General features: G+C 54.1%; 7 protein-coding genes. 3 read left to right on the top strand and 4 right to left on the bottom strand.

Annotated elements, in window-relative coordinates; genetic code table 11:
* Positions 1-207 precede the first annotated feature (207 nt).
* Complete coding sequence (locus A3841_RS01355; protein WP_235861243.1) at positions 208-1,113, top strand: serine hydrolase; 906 nt, start codon at positions 208-210, stop codon at positions 1,111-1,113.
* A gap of 225 nt (positions 1,114-1,338) precedes the next feature.
* Here A3841_RS01355 and A3841_RS01360 read toward each other — a convergent pair whose 3' ends face one another.
* Together A3841_RS01360 and A3841_RS01365 are read right to left on the bottom strand one after the other, a co-directional pair.
* The gene (locus tag A3841_RS01360) at positions 1,339-3,054 is read right to left on the bottom strand and encodes a GMC oxidoreductase (RefSeq protein WP_073850490.1); all 1,716 of its coding nucleotides are present in this window, start codon (positions 3,052-3,054) and stop codon (positions 1,339-1,341) included.
* Positions 3,054-3,593, bottom strand: coding sequence for a gluconate 2-dehydrogenase subunit 3 family protein (locus A3841_RS01365; RefSeq protein WP_073850491.1), 540 nt, complete (start codon positions 3,591-3,593; stop codon positions 3,054-3,056). Before A3841_RS01365 ends, A3841_RS01360 begins: the two co-directional genes overlap by 1 nt.
* Before the next feature lie 596 nt (positions 3,594-4,189).
* On the opposite strand from A3841_RS01365, the gene A3841_RS01370 reads away from it, so the two are divergent.
* Entirely contained in the window at positions 4,190-7,558 is a 3,369-nt protein-coding gene (locus A3841_RS01370; RefSeq protein ID WP_235861244.1) for a SusC/RagA family TonB-linked outer membrane protein, read from the top strand.
* A 26-nt stretch (positions 7,559-7,584) separates the two neighbouring features.
* Positions 7,585-9,366, top strand: coding sequence for a RagB/SusD family nutrient uptake outer membrane protein (locus tag A3841_RS01375; protein WP_073850492.1), 1,782 nt, complete (start codon positions 7,585-7,587; stop codon positions 9,364-9,366).
* A 144-nt stretch (positions 9,367-9,510) separates the two neighbouring features.
* Here the strand turns inward: A3841_RS01375 and A3841_RS01380 are convergent, their stop codons facing one another.
* Positions 9,511-11,232, bottom strand: coding sequence for a GMC oxidoreductase (locus A3841_RS01380; protein WP_073850493.1), 1,722 nt, complete (start codon positions 11,230-11,232; stop codon positions 9,511-9,513).
* Between the two features lie 107 nt (positions 11,233-11,339).
* Positions 11,340-14,768 carry a family 16 glycoside hydrolase gene (locus A3841_RS01385; RefSeq protein ID WP_073850494.1) on the bottom strand — a complete coding sequence of 1,143 codons (3,429 nt, stop codon included), beginning with the start codon at positions 14,766-14,768 and terminating at the stop codon, positions 11,340-11,342.
* Positions 14,769-14,776: the final 8 nt, after the last annotated feature.

Genomic DNA, 14,776 nt, shown 5'->3' on the forward strand with positions numbered 1-14,776 from the left:
CCCTGGCAGATTTTTCCTTGGCGGCAGCGCTTCTAAAACAGTTCATACAGCGACTGTAAATGTACTAAATATTTCATAAGTTGGGGCTGCTTAAGCGTATCCCCAAGGCTTTCGTTGCTCCATTACCCTTTGAAAAGGAGGTGCGCCTGGGCTGTGACCTTGGCCGGAATTCCGCTAGCCTCTCCTGCAACCTTTAAGCGTATGCGAATGATGATACGTACCCTTTTATACTTGCCGGGCCTGTTTATACTTCTGGCAGGCTGCACCGCGTCTAAACCCGAAACAACCATGCATGCGCTACGCCAGCAAATAACGGAAGAGTTAGAAAAGCAGGAAGGAACCTTTGCCGTAGCGTTCAAGGACATGGCAACTGGCGAGGAGTTGCTGCTGAACGAGCGGGAGAGCTTCCATGCAGCCAGCACCATGAAAACGCCCGTGCTGATCGAGGCTTACAAACAGGCTGCTGCGGGGAAGCTCTCTTTGTCAGATTCCATACTTGTCCGCAACGGGTTTAAGAGCATCATGGACGGCAGCATGTATAGCATCAGCCCCGTGGACGACAGCGAGCAGGAGCTTTATACTTTTGTCGGACAGAAGCGGCCCGTGTCGGAGCTGCTTTACAAGATGATCATCCAGAGCAGCAACCTGGCCACCAACCTGATGATAGAGGAACTGGACGCAAAGCAGGTTACCCAGACCATGCGTGAGTTGGGCGCCCAGGATATACAGGTGCTGCGCGGCGTGGAAGACAGCAAGGCTTACGAGCAGGGGCTCAACAACACGACCACCGCCTACGACCTGATGCTGATCTTCGAGCAGATCGCTACCGGCAAAGCCGTAAATCCGGAAGCCTCTCAGGAAATGATCCGCATCCTGCTCGACCAGCGCCACCGGGAAATCATACCAGCCCGATTGCCGAAAGAGGTAAAGGTGGCCCATAAAACCGGCTGGATCACCGGCGTGCGCCACGACTCCGGCATTGTTATACTTCCCGACGGACAAAAGTATGTGCTGGTGCTTTTATCTAAAGATTTAAAGGATGAGAAAGCCGGGATGGAGGCGATGGCGAAAGTATCGGAGTTGGTGTACAAGTATGTGGCGGGCAAAGAGTAGCTAAAAGTATAAACTCAATTTGCGAGGAGCCCACCCCTAACCCCTCCAAGGAGGGGAGTTTCTTAACTGTGATATTATTCCCTCCTTGGAGGGGTTAGGGGTGGGTCTACACCTTCACGAAGCGTGAGAATCGCAGCTGAAAGTATAAAGTATAGAAAAGTATAAACTATAAGTGTCTGCCGTTCTGAAACGGCAGACACTTATAGTTTGATGAAAGTATAACGCTTACAGATTCCCCTTCTTCATCTCGCTCACGGCGTGGTCCACGGCACGGGCCGTCAGGGCCATGTAGGTGAGCGAGGGGTTCTGCGTGGAGGTCGAGGTCATGCAGGCGCCATCGGTAACGAACACATTCTGGCAGGCGTGCAGCTGGTTATACTTGTTCAACAGCGAGGTCTTCGGGTCATGGCCCATCCGCACGCCGCCCATCTCGTGGATGTCCAGGCCCGGCGCCTGCTTCGAGTCCGTGGCTCTGATGTTGGTGAAGCCCGCCTTGGTGAACATCTCCGTCATCTGCTCGAGGTAGTCTTTGATCATCTTCTCGTCGTTGTCGTCGTAGCCGATGTTGATGCGCAAGAGCGGCACTCCCCAGGCGTCCTTCTGGTCCTTGTCGAGGCCCACGAAGTTCCCCTCCTTCGGGATAGTCTCCCCCATCATGTGCGAGCCCACATTCCAGTTGCTCCACGTGGGATTCAACAGTTGTTGCTTCAGGTCCTCGCCAAAGCCGGAGCGGTCCTCTACCTGGTAGCGGCGGGCCCCAAAGCCAGCGGCGTAGCCTCTCAGGAAATCGGTTTCCTGCTTGTGCAGGTTCCTGAAGCGCGGAATATAACCCCCATCGGATGGGTTGCGGCCTGCCGTGGCGTACTGCAGCAGCCCGTCATACTCGGCCGATATCCTGGCCCGGTAGTTATGGAAGCCCACGTACTTGCCCAGCACCCCGCTGTCGTTGCCCAACCCGTTGGGGAAGCGCGCGGAAGTGGAGTTGAGCAGGATGTGGTTGGTATGCAGCGCCGAGGCGTTCACGAAGATGATGCGGGCGTAATATTCGATCACCTCCTTGGTGTTGGTATCCACCACACGCACGCCCGTTGCTTTTCCGGCTTTCTCGTCGTAAATCACCGACTCCACCACCGAAAACGGCCGGAGCGTGAGGTTGCCCGTGCGCTCGGCCCAGGGCAGTGTGGAGGAGTTACTGCTAAAGTAGCCGCCGAAGGGGCAGCCGCGCTGGCAGAGGGTGCGGTTCTGGCACTGCCCACGCCCCTGGTCGAAGTGGATCTGGTTGGGCTTGGACAGGTGCGCGCAGCGGGCGCTGATGACGTGGCGGTTGCCGTAGTGCGTCTTGAGCTGCTGGCGGAAGTAATTCTCCACGCTGTTGAGCGGGTAAGGGGGCAAAAACTCCCCGTCCGGCAGCTCGGCCAGTCCATCGCTGTTACCGGAGATGCCGGCAAACTTCTCCACGTGGCTGTACCAGGGCGCCAGGTCCTTGTAACGGATGGGCCAGTCCACAGCGAAGCCGTCACGGGCAGGCCCATCAAAGTCAAAATCGCTCCAGCGCTGTGTTTGCCGCGCCCATAAAAGCGACTTGCCGCCCACCTGGTAGCCGCGTATCCAGTCGAAGGGCTTCTCCTGCACGTAGGGGTGCTCGGAGTCCCTGGTAAAGAAGTGCATGGCATCCTCGCGGAAGGCGTAGCAGCGGCTCACCACCGGCTCCTTCTCCCGTATCTCCAGGGGCACCTGCCCGCGGTGCTCAAACTCGTAGGGCATCTTGTTGGTGGTGGGGTAGTCGCGGTTGTGCTTCACGTCGCGGCCGCGCTCCAGTACCAGGGTTTTCAGCCCCTTCTCCGTCAGCTCCTTGGCTGCCCAGCCACCGCTTATCCCCGAGCCGACCACGATCGCGTCGAAGGTGCGCGCTTTCACGCTGTCTATGTTCAAATTCGCCATTAGCTTATCTGTGCTTCTGCTGTTACAGGATAGTAGGCCTCGTAGCGACCCGGCACCAGCTCGTATACCCGGAGGGTGGTCATCACCAGCTCGGAGTTGAGGTAGCCCTTGATCGTCTCGCCCTTGAGGATGTTGTAGAAGGTGAGCACCTCCTCGGGTGCCTGCCGGGTGTTTACACTGGCAACCACCTGCTGGCGCTGCTCCGGGCTACACTTGGTAAACCGCTTTCCCGTCTGTTCCTTTGCTAGCTCCGCGAAGGCGGTCATGCCCGTCATGAATGTCTGCTGGTCCTCCCTGGAATAGCAGTCGTCGAGCATCTTGAGCGTGAACAGGTGCAGGCCCATGGCTTTGGCGCCGGGCGTGTCGGTGGCGGGGATGAGCGTCTCCACCACTTCGGCCAGCAGTTCCTCCTCCCCGGCCGATACATCCAGGTGGTCCAGCGGGATGGAGGCCTTACCCTCCTCCAGCACGCAGGAAGGCAGCACGGCCACGCTCCCCGCAAAAATCAACAGGCCTTTTACAGCCGATCGCCTATCCATAAGTATATAACAAAGAGTATACTATTGTGTTGGTCTCGCCTACCCAGACGAGTCGCCGCTAAGGTCAACACCTGCTATGACGGGTAAGTTCTACTTATGCAGGCATCATTTCCTTAAGCTACTAGCTCACGAATATAATAAGATGCGTGAGCTTTACAAAAAATAAAACCGGCCTAAAATAAATGTGATTAATCACCACATACATCTGCACAACCGGACCTTTCTAAGATTCCACGGCACCAGCAACCTACAAATGCCGCCTGCTAGCCGTCCTGCACAACGCCTTTCCTATTTGAAAAACTCCCTAAAACCTACGCTTAACTAAATTTCAGGGCATATTGCTATACTTTTATATAAAAGGATAGTATAACAGCAGACTAGTCTTGCTTTTTTATTTAAAAATAAACAATTTTATATGATTGATTACTCAGTTATACGCTAATGCCTATGTAACATCAATACCTCTATTCCCAAATCTTCCTGGTCCCCTGCTGTTATCTGTCGGGTAATCAAGAGTCTTTTACAAGAGTCTTAAAGGTGTGTGCTTACACCTTCTGTAAAGCATCAATACTATTTCACCTAACTAACCTACTAAAATGAAACAGAATTACTCTAAGGCATGGATTCCCCCATTGGGCAGACATGCAAAGCTTACGTCCCGGCAGATGAAGCTGGCCACGGCATTCGCTTTAGCCTGTCTGTTGCAGGCACCCGCTACCGCCGCTACAGCCCCCTTCGCCATAGAAAGCAGCCTGCTCTCGGCGAGCGACATGGTGCTGCAGGACGTTGAGGTAAAAGGTAAGATAACCGGCGAAGACGGAGAAGGCATCCCGGGGGCCACCGTTGTGGTGAAGGGAACGACACTCGGCACGACCACTGACGTGAATGGCAACTTCAGCCTGAGCGTACCAGACGGTAGCAGCACCCTGGTTGTTTCTTTCATTGGCTACAAGACACAGGAAATACCGGTAAACAACCGCGCCTCCATCACCGTAGCCATGGCTGCCGACACAAAGGCGCTTCAGGAAGTGGTGGTAACGGGATATGCGGTACAGGAGAAGAAAGACCTGACAGGCGCCGTGGCCGTGGTAGACGTGTCTGAGATGACCAAGCAGCCGGAGCCCACCGTTACAAGTATGCTGCAGGGTAGAGCGGCCGGTGTAACTGTTCTGGGCTCGGGACAGCCGGGAGAATCACAACAAGTTAGAATTCGTGGTTTTAACACCTTTGGCAACAACACGCCGCTCTACGTGGTGGACGGTGTGCCAACCCAGAACATCGGCGACCTGAACCCGAACGATGTGGAAACGATGCAGGTGCTGAAGGACGCCGGTTCTGCCTCCATCTACGGTTCACGTGCCGCCAACGGTGTGGTCATCATCACCACCAAAAGGGGCAAGGACAAAGTTAAGGTGACTTATGACGGCTTTTATGGCACGCAACGCCCACCAGAAGGCAACCACTGGAACCTGGCAAACCCGCAGGAGATGGCCGACCTGAAGTGGATGGTGTATAAAAATAGCCCAAATCCAGAGAATCCAAATCCGGTAGATCCATTATATGGTACCTACACATCGGGCAACTCACCCACGCTGCCTGATTACCTGGTGGCAGGGAATCAGACGGGCCTGATGGAAGGCGACCCCGCAGTAGACCCGTCGCTTTATTCCGTAAATCCCTCTTACACTGGAGGAAGCTCCGAGCTGGGCTCTTTTTACAGGATAGTAAAGGCTAACAAAGAAGGTACAGACTGGTTCGACGAAGTGTTTAACCCTGCCTCCATCACCAGCCATAACATAGGCGTGAGCGGCGGCGGCGACATGGGAAGTTACTATTTCGGCGCCAATTACTTTAACCAGGAGGGCACGCTAAAGAACACCTACTACAAACGTTATACTGTACGGGCCAACAGCACCTACAACCTTTCTGAGAAGGTACGCATCGGGGAGAACCTCTCTTACTCCATTATTAATAACAGAATGGTTGGCGGAGGCGAAAACATGATTAACATGGCCTACCGTCAGCAGACCATCATCCCGGTGTATGACATTATGGGTAACTTTGCCGGCTCTTTTGGCAATGGCCTGGGTAACGCCAGAAACCCGGTGGCACAGCTCGACCGAATTAAAAACAACAGAGCCCTGAGCAGCCGCCTGTTTGGTAACGTGTTTGCGGAGGCGGACCTGCTGCAGCACTTTACATTGCGCACCAGCTTTGGCGGTGAGATGTACAACGCTAGCAGCCGTGCCTTTACCTTTCCGGAGTATGAGAACGCGGAGAACAACTCGTTTAGCCAGTTCGACCAAAATGCAAACAGTGGCTACAACTGGACCTGGACCAACACCGTGACATACAAGCAGAACTTCAATGATGTGCACAACATCACTGTGGTGGCTGGCACAGAGGCCTACACTAACTACTGGGAATATTTGAACGGCACGGCCAGGGGGTACTTCTCCTACGACCCGAACTACACAACCCTCTCCACAGGAACAACTTCCCGCAACAGCTTCAGTGGAAGAGGTGAGGACGCGCTGTACTCGCTGATCGGGCGCCTGGATTACAACCTGATGGACAAGTACCTGTTGGGCTTTGTCATCCGCCGCGACGGATCTTCCAGGTTTGGCGCCGACAAACGCTATGGCACCTTCCCGGCAGTAAGCGCCGGCTGGCGCCTTTCGGAGGAAAGCTTTATGCAGGGCATCAGCTGGGTTAACGACCTGAAGATACGTGGTGGTTATGGCGTGATGGGTAACCAGTTGAACGTAGCTCCTGAAAATGCCTTTTACCTGTATGGCGCTGATCCGAACCTGACATATTACGATATCGATGGCTCCAATAAAACCACAGTAGAGGGCTTCCGACAGTCGCGCATTGGTAACCCGGGTGCAGTATGGGAAACCAACATCAACAGCAACATCGGTTTTGATGCGACTTTCTTTAACGGCAAAATAGACATTACGGCGGATTATTATCGCAAAGTGATCGACGATATGCTGTATGACCCGGAACTCCCGGCCACTTCTGGAGGAGCAACAAGGCCAAATGTGAACATCGCCAAGATGAAGAACAGCGGCCTGGACCTGGCAATCACAGGCCATATCAACGCAACCTCCGACCTTCGTTTTGATATTACCGGCACGTTGACGACTTACGACAATGAGATTCTGAAAGTATCCAATAGTTCAGCTTATTTTGATCGTGAGTCCCGTCGTTTCAACGGCAGCAACATTATCCGAAACCGCGTAGGCGATGCCATGAGCTCCTTCTACGGTTATCAGATAGAGGGTTTCTGGGACGACGAAGCCGAGATTAACGCAGCCAACGAAGCGGCGCAGGCGGCCACTGACGATGCAAATGCAGTTTATCAGTCGGACGTAGCGGTAGGACGCTTCCGCTATGCGGATACCGATGGCGACGGCATCATCACCCCGGATGACAAGACCATACTTGGCAACCCGAACCCGGACTTTACTTACGGCCTGAACATTGGTGCCAGCTATAAGAACTTCGACTTTAGCATGTTCCTGTATGGTTCGCAGGGTAACGAGATATGGAACCAGGTAAAGTGGTGGACAGATTTCTACCCGAACTTTGGGGGTGCAAAGAGCAAAACCGCCGTGCATGATTCCTGGACGCCGGAGAACCGCAACGCCACCGCCCCTATCCAGGAGCGAAGCGGGTCTTTCAGCTCCGCCAACGTTCCTAACTCCTACTTCGTGGAGGATGGTTCTTACCTGAGAGCCAAGAACATGCAGTTAGGCTATACTTTACCAAAGAGTATCCTGGACAACTATGGCATCGGTAGCCTGAGAGTGTACCTGCAGGCCACAAACCTGTTCACCATCACAGACTATTCCGGCATTGACCCAGAGATCTCAGGCAGCACAGTTGCATTTGGTATAGACGAGGGCAACTACCCTAACGTGCGCCAGTACCTGGTTGGCCTGAACCTGTCCTTCTAGTTTTAAGACTTTAAATTCTGAAAAGTATGAAAAGATATAAACTGTTACTGTTAGCCGCTGCATGTGTTGGCTCTATGCAGCTAACGACCTCCTGCAGCGAGGACTTCCTCGAGAAACCCGCCATCGGTGGTTTAAGTGAAGACATCATCGCCAACCAGGTGGGTGTAGAGAAACTGCTGATCGGCACCTATGCCGCCCTGGACGGGCAGGGCAACGGCGCCGCGATTGCAGGCGGTGGCCAGTGGGAGGCAGCGCCTACCAACTGGATCTACGGCAGCGTAGCGGGCGGCGAGGCACACAAAGGCAGCGATGGTGCCGACCAGCCTGCCATCAACTCTATCGCCACCTTTATCTCGGACCCAAGCAACGGCTTCTTCAACACCAAATGGAAAGCGTTGTACGAAGGCATCACCCGTGCTAATTCCACGCTCAAGCTTTTGGCGCTGGCTACCGATATCTCTGACGCCGACAGGCAGAGGATTGAAGGCGAGGCGCGTTTCCTGCGCGGGCACTATTATTTTGAGTTGAAGAAGATGTTCAACATGGTGCCGTGGATAGACGAAACGACCACTGACTATACCCAGCCGAACGACCAGGACATCTGGCCGAAGATTGAGGCCGACTTCCAGTTCGCCATGGATAACCTGCCAAATACGCAGGCGCAGGTGGGCAGGGCCAACAAATGGGCAGCGGCGGCATACCTTGGCAAAACGTACATGTACGAGCATAAGTATGCGGAAGCCAAAAGCATCTTTGATCAGGTTATCAACGAGGGCGTCACGACCAATGGCCTGAAGTATGGCCTGGTTGATAAGTTTAAAGATAACTTTGACGCCTCGACTGAGAATAACAAGGAGTCGGTGTTTGCCATACAAATGGTGGCCTATGATGGAACGGGTACTATTTCAAACGCCAACCAGGGCGAAATGCTCAACTATCCGTACAACAGCCCTTTCCGCTGCTGCGGCTTCTTCCAGCCTACCCTCGACCTAGCGAACTCTTTCCGCACCAATAGCCAGGGCCTTCCTTACCTGGACAACTACAACGCACAGCCCTTGAAGACCGATCAGGGTATTTCGTCCAGTGCAGGATTTACGCCGGACGCACAACCTGTGGACCCGCGCCTGGACTGGACTGTTGGCCGTCGTGATATTCCATTCCTGGATTGGGGCTATCATCCTGGCCAGTCCTGGATACGTGAGCAGAACACTGCCGGACCATACTCTTCTAAAAAGCACATTTACTGGCAGTCCACGGCAGACACCTACTCAGATCAAAGTTCCTGGGCACCGGGCTCAGCGATCAACGTGGTGTTGATCCGTTATGCCGACGTGCTGTTGATGGCCGCCGAAGCAGAGGCCCAGTTAGGTAACCTGGCTCAGGCACAGGAGTACGTAAACATGGTGCGCGCCAGAGCTGCCCTGCCCGTAAACAAAGTATATGACTACAAGGATCCGGCAAACCCTACAGCCGGTTTCACCAACGAGGAGGCTGCCAATTACAACGTGGCGCCTTATCCGGATGGCTATCTTGCAGGACTTGGCAAAGAACAGGCACTGGAGGCAATCTACTTCGAGCGCAAACTGGAGCTGGCACTGGAAGGCCATCGCTTCTTCGACCTGGTGCGCTGGGGTAAGGCCGCAGAGGAGCTAAACTCCTTCTTCAGCTACGAAGGTGCAATTCTACCGGATGTAGCAGGAGGAAACTTTGTTACGGGGAAAAATGAGTACTTCCCGATTCCGCAAATACAGATAGACCTGCAGACTGTAAACGGAGAATCTACCCTGAAGCAAAACCCTAATTATTAAGTAGGTATACCTCATACTTCACACCTCATTTTAGCAGAACGAGGTATATAAAAGAAAACCACCTGCAGCGCTGCAGGTGGTTTTCTTTTTATCCTTTATACTTCTTATACTTTATCTTCAGATTAGATCGCTGCACTACATAGTTTATACTTGCAAATTTCCTTTCTTCAGTTCACTAACAGCATAGTCCACCGCTCTTGCCGTCAGGGCCATGTAGGTGAGCGAAGGATTTTGCGTGCCGGTCGAGGTCATGCAGGCCCCGTCGGTCACGAACACGTTTTGACAGGCGTGCAGCTGGTTATACTTGTTCAGCAGCGAGGTCTTCGGATCGTGGCCCATTCTAACCCCGCCCATTTCGTGGATGTCGAGCCCAGGTGCCTGTTTGCTGTCATTGGCGTGGATGTTCTTGCACCCTGCCTTGTCCAGCATCTCTGCGCCTTGCACCAGAAAATCTTTCAGGGATTTTTCGTCATTGTCATCATACCCGACCGAGACTTTCAGTAAAGGGACTCCCCAGGCATCTTTTTCAGTTGTACTAAGGCTAACGTAGTTGCTCTCCTTCGGGATCGTCTCCCCTTGCATCATCATGTAAATACCCCAGCCACCGGGCTCCGACAGCGCATCCTTGTAGGCCGCTCCAAGCTGCTCGCCGTTCGGGCCAGCGCCTGCTCTGCCCCTACCAGCGCTATAAAAAACCATGTACCCCCGCAGGAAGTCAGTTTCCTGCCTGTGCACGTTCCTAAAGTTGGGCATCATGACCGCACACGGACGGCGACCGTAGTAATAGCTGTCTTCGTAGCCTTCCATACTTGCCGAAAGCGAACCCCGGTAGTTATGAAAGGCCACATATTTGCCTAAAAGACCATTATCGTTCCCCAAGCCATTTGGGAAGCGGGAAGAGGTGGAGTTCAGCAGGATCAGGTTGGTGTTCAGTGCCGCCGCATTCACGAAGATTATCCTGGCGAAGTACTCGGTTACTTCCTTGGTGTGCGCGTCTACCACGCGTACGCCTGCGGCTTTGCCCTTTTGCTCATCATAAAGTATGGAATGTACTACGGAGTCGGGGCGCAGGGTAAGGTTACCGGTTTTGGCAGCCCAAGGCAAGGTAGAGGAGTTGGAGGAGAAGTAACCGCCGTAGGGACAGCCGCGCTGGCACATGGTTCTGGCCTGGCACTGTCCCCGCCCCTGCTGGTGATGGATTTCCTCCGGCTTGGTTAAATGGGCGCAGCGGCCAATGACCACATGACGGTCCTGGTAAGTTTCTACAATCCGTTTGCGGATGGCTTTTTCGACCACGTTCATCTCCCAGGGTGGCAGGAACTCCCCGTCTGGCAGGGTGTCTACGCCATCTTTGTTTCCGCTGATGCCGACGAACCGTTCTACGTGGCTGTACCAAGGAGCAATGTCCTCGTAGCGGATGGGCCAGTCTACGGCAAAGCCGTCGCGGGCGGGGCCTTCGAAATCATACTTGCTCCAGCGCTGGGTTTGCCGCGCCCACATAAGCGATTTGCCACCCACCTGGTAGCCGCGTATCCAGTCGAAGGGCTTCTCCTGCACGTAGGGGTGCTCCTGATCCTTCACAAAGAAATGGGTGGCATCCTCTTTAAAGGCATAGCACCTGGAGGCGATCGGGTTTTCCTCCCTGAGTTCCTGCGTCAGGCGACCGCGGTGCGGGAAGTCCCAGGGATTTTTGGTAGCTGTAGGATAATCTTTCAGGTGCTCCACATTCCTGCCCCGCTCCAGCACCAGGGTTTTCAGGCCTTTTTCACAGAATTCTTTGGCAGCCCAGCCGCCGCTAATCCCAGACCCGATCACGATGGCATCATAGGTCTGGTCAGCGAATTTAGAAGTATTGATATTTGCCATCTTGTTTCTTGAAGTAGTTTTAAGCCTCTGAATGGCTGAATTTTAAACCTCTGAATGGCTGAAGGCCGGTACATGCCGGCCTTCAGAGTATAAATTACACGAAAGTATTACAGTGCTTTCTGGTCCTTGCTCAGGTCTTTGATGCGGATGTTGCGGAACCAAACCGTGGAGCCGTGTCCCAGGAAGCCGATGTGGCCCTTTGCTCGTTTCAGCCCCGGGTGGTCTTTTCCGTCCAGCGTACCATTCTTGCTTGCCTGGGCAAGGTCGCCGTCCAGGATGGTTGTGCCGTTAAGTATGATTTTCACCTTTGGCCCTTTCAGGATCACTTCCTGGTAGTTCCACTCTCCTACCGGCTTTAAGGCGCCACGCTTTGCGGTAAGCACACCGTACACAGAACCATGGTACTGGTACTCCTCCAGATCTTTGTAGATATCGGCGTCGTTGTCCAGAATCTGCAACTCCATCCCTTCATAGGCAGCATCGCCCTCAAGCGGTGCACGCACGCCAAGCCCGTTATTGGCTCCGGGGGTAAGCTTAAACTCGAAACGGAATACAAAATCGCCGTACTCTTCTTTGGTGAACAAGTTACCACCGCTTCCAAATTTAGGCTTATGCACCACCATCACCCCATCCTCTATCACGTAGTCGGTGGTGTTGCCCTGCCAGTTGTACATGTTGGTACCGTCGAACAGTACCTTAAAGCCTTCTTTCTTCTCTGCTGCACTCAGTTCAAACGGTTTCGGGCGTGGGATCTCGCGGATATAAATATCGCGGTAAGCTATTCTGGAGCCGTGCGCCTGGAGTTCTATCTGCTCTTCCTGAAAGATCGGTAAATCGCGGTTCCAGAAGTTCTCCAGGATAACATTATCTGTCACCAGTTCTCCGTTCAGGTACACTGTCACCCGGTCGCCTTGCATCAGAATGCGGAAATTGTTCCACTCGCCAAGAGGATTGTCGGCTACTTTCAGCGGCTTGCTCGGGTGTACTTTGTTGTTGTACAGACCACCGGAACCTACCTGTGCTCCTACATCTACACGGGAAGTATCCCAGATCTGCACCTGCGGCGTTCCGCGAAGGTAAATGCCGGCATCGCCTTCCTTGTGTCCATCATCAAAGATTTTCCAATCCACAAACATTTCGATGTCGCCATACTTTTTAACCGTAGCGATGTTGTCTCCCTTACCTGTAAAGATCAGTTCGCCGTTCTCCACAATCCAGCTTTTTTGCATCTGCTCATCGGCTTGTTGCTGCTTCTGGGCCAGCGTCTTCTTGTCCATTTTTGCCCGCGCAATAGGATTTTCCACCAGGCCTTTCCAGCCCGTCAGGTCTTTGCCGTTGAACAGCGGCACGAAGCCTTCGTCTTTTGGCATCTCCGCCAGGAACTTGCGCATCGACTCTTTCTGATACTCGCTATCCGGCCCCTGCAGCACCTGGATCGTCTTGTTGAGATACTCCCGCACCACGTTGCCCTGAAAATCAGTGCTGGACAAAGCGATGTTCATGACAGCATGGGCGGCCTGTTGCTGCAAGGCAGGCTCATCCAGGTACTTGCCGGCAAACACCAGCGCCGGGAAGGTCCGGTTTCTGCCTACTTGCGTGAGGATAAGCTGCTTTTGCTCAGTGGTTTTAGCTACCTCCATGGCCTTGCGAAGCATCAGTACCTTTTGGTCGGCAGGATATTTCGCAATGCTTACAGCGCGGATGTAGCCTCTCAGTGCCTGGTCCAGGTAGGTGCTGTTGTTTGCACTTGCGCTGATATTGTAAAGCTCTTCTGCTGCACTTACATCCGACCACTGCGACAGTGCTGACAGGGCAGCTGCTTTCATGTTCGCATCACCGTTCTGGAAGGCCTGTGCCACCGCCTGTAGCGCCTGGTCTCCGCCTATACTTGCCAGGATGTTAAAGTAAGCCGGCCGCTTTTCTGCCGGCGCCTCGTTCATTTTTTGCAGCACCAGATCTGCCTTTTCGGCCTGGTTTTCATAATCCCCTACGGCGGCTACAACGGCTTTTTGCACCGCCGCAAGCTCTTCCGGCTGAGAGGTTTCGTTCAGGAGCGTGAACAGTTGCGGCAGGTTCTCTTTGCTGGCAATGTTGGCAAGGGCCTCCAGCGCAGCCTTGCGCACGGCAGCATCTTTATGCTTAGCGTACGGAAGCACCTCCTGGAATCTCCTGTTTTCACCGCGAGCACCCAGTACCGCTAACAGTTCCGCCTGCGCTACCGCCGGCATTTTTGGAAGGGCCTTCGATACTTTATCTGTCATGCCATCTCCTTTCATAATCAAAAGAGCGTTTCTAACGGCAACGGCTTCCTGATCACCGCCTTTGCGCATGGTTTTCAGCAGGGCGGGCAGCGCCTCTTGCTGGCCCAACTTACCGGCAGCGCCAATAGCGGCAATTCTCACCTGGGCATCTTTGCTCTTCAATGCTTTTTCTACTGCCGGTAAAGCCCCTTTCGCGCCGTTATTGCCCAGCATGGTGATGATCTCTGCCTGCACCGCCGGGTCGGCCTTCTTCTGTTTCTTCACCCACAGTGCCGTGTTTTCTGTTGTCAAGTATGGGCTGGCAAACTTCAGGGCGGCGGCGCGGTATTCCTTGTTCGGGTCACCGGCTGCGTTTACCAGAAGCGGCATACTTTGCTCTTTCTGGATATCGCTCAAAAGCTTCAGGGCTGCTGTGCGCGTGTGTACCTGTTCATCCGTAGTGGCTTTGCTCAGCATCGACTGGGCGATACGCACAGCCTGCTCCGACTGCCCCTTCTCGGCCAGGCGATTGGCATATAGCAGGTAGGCGGCGACCGCGTTATCCTTGTCGAACTTGTAGTTATCCTCTTCCGCGGCCTTGGTCAGGGCGGCCTCGGCAGCGGGATCCGCAATGTTGGCCAGCGCGTAGAGGGTCAGCTTCCGCAGTTTCTCGTCTTGGCTGTTGGCCAAGGGCGTTAAGGCCGGCACGGCTGCTGCATGGCGTGTATCGCCCAAAGCTCCTACTAGGCCGAGCTGGCAATCACCCTGCGCATTTTGCAGGGCTTGCTGGAGTGCCTGGCTGGCGGCAGGAGTGTTTATACTTGTCAGGGCCCTGGCAGCGGGACCGCAGAGACGGCCATCGCCCAGGTACCCTTGCAGGCAAGCAACAGCCTGATCATCACCGACCATTTGCAGCTGCCGGATCAAAAAGGCCTTGTTTTCCTCATGCCCGGTGCTCTGGAGGGCCTTGCAGTAGGCGTTGGCACTCATTTTCCGCCAATCCTCCCGCTCCGACTCCATCACATAGGCAGAGAAGCCGCCCAAGGCATACTCTATACTTGTATTGTCGCCCTTGCCGGGTGCCGACAGCATGCCGGCCATTTGCAGGATTCCCTCCTCGCCCATGGCAGCGATGCCTGCCATACTTGCTTCCAGGTGTTTCTCGTCCCGGGCCGGCAGTTCTGCCAGTAAGTCCGCGATCTTTGTGGAAAGGGTTCGCTGATCGTTTTTGCGTTGCCCCATAACGCCTGTGCTTAGCAGAAGCAAGGCCAGGAGCACGAATGATATTTTTCTCATGATGTTAG

This window comes from Pontibacter flavimaris, assembly GCF_001907195.1.
GTDB lineage: Bacteria > Bacteroidota > Bacteroidia > Cytophagales > Hymenobacteraceae > Pontibacter > Pontibacter flavimaris.

Excerpts from the sequence above, each read along its gene's own strand:
- A3841_RS01355 (WP_235861243.1), top strand. The coding sequence starts at position 208 with ATGATGATACGTACCCTTTTATACTTGCCGGGCCTGTTTATACTTCTG.
- A3841_RS01360 (WP_073850490.1), bottom strand. The coding sequence starts at position 3,054 with ATGGCGAATTTGAACATAGACAGCGTGAAAGCGCGCACCTTCGACGCG.
- A3841_RS01365 (WP_073850491.1), bottom strand. The coding sequence starts at position 3,593 with ATGGATAGGCGATCGGCTGTAAAAGGCCTGTTGATTTTTGCGGGGAGC.
- A3841_RS01370 (WP_235861244.1), top strand. The coding sequence starts at position 4,190 with ATGAAACAGAATTACTCTAAGGCATGGATTCCCCCATTGGGCAGACAT.
- A3841_RS01375 (WP_073850492.1), top strand. The coding sequence starts at position 7,585 with ATGAAAAGATATAAACTGTTACTGTTAGCCGCTGCATGTGTTGGCTCT.
- A3841_RS01380 (WP_073850493.1), bottom strand. The coding sequence starts at position 11,232 with ATGGCAAATATCAATACTTCTAAATTCGCTGACCAGACCTATGATGCC.
- A3841_RS01385 (WP_073850494.1), bottom strand. The coding sequence starts at position 14,768 with ATGAGAAAAATATCATTCGTGCTCCTGGCCTTGCTTCTGCTAAGCACA.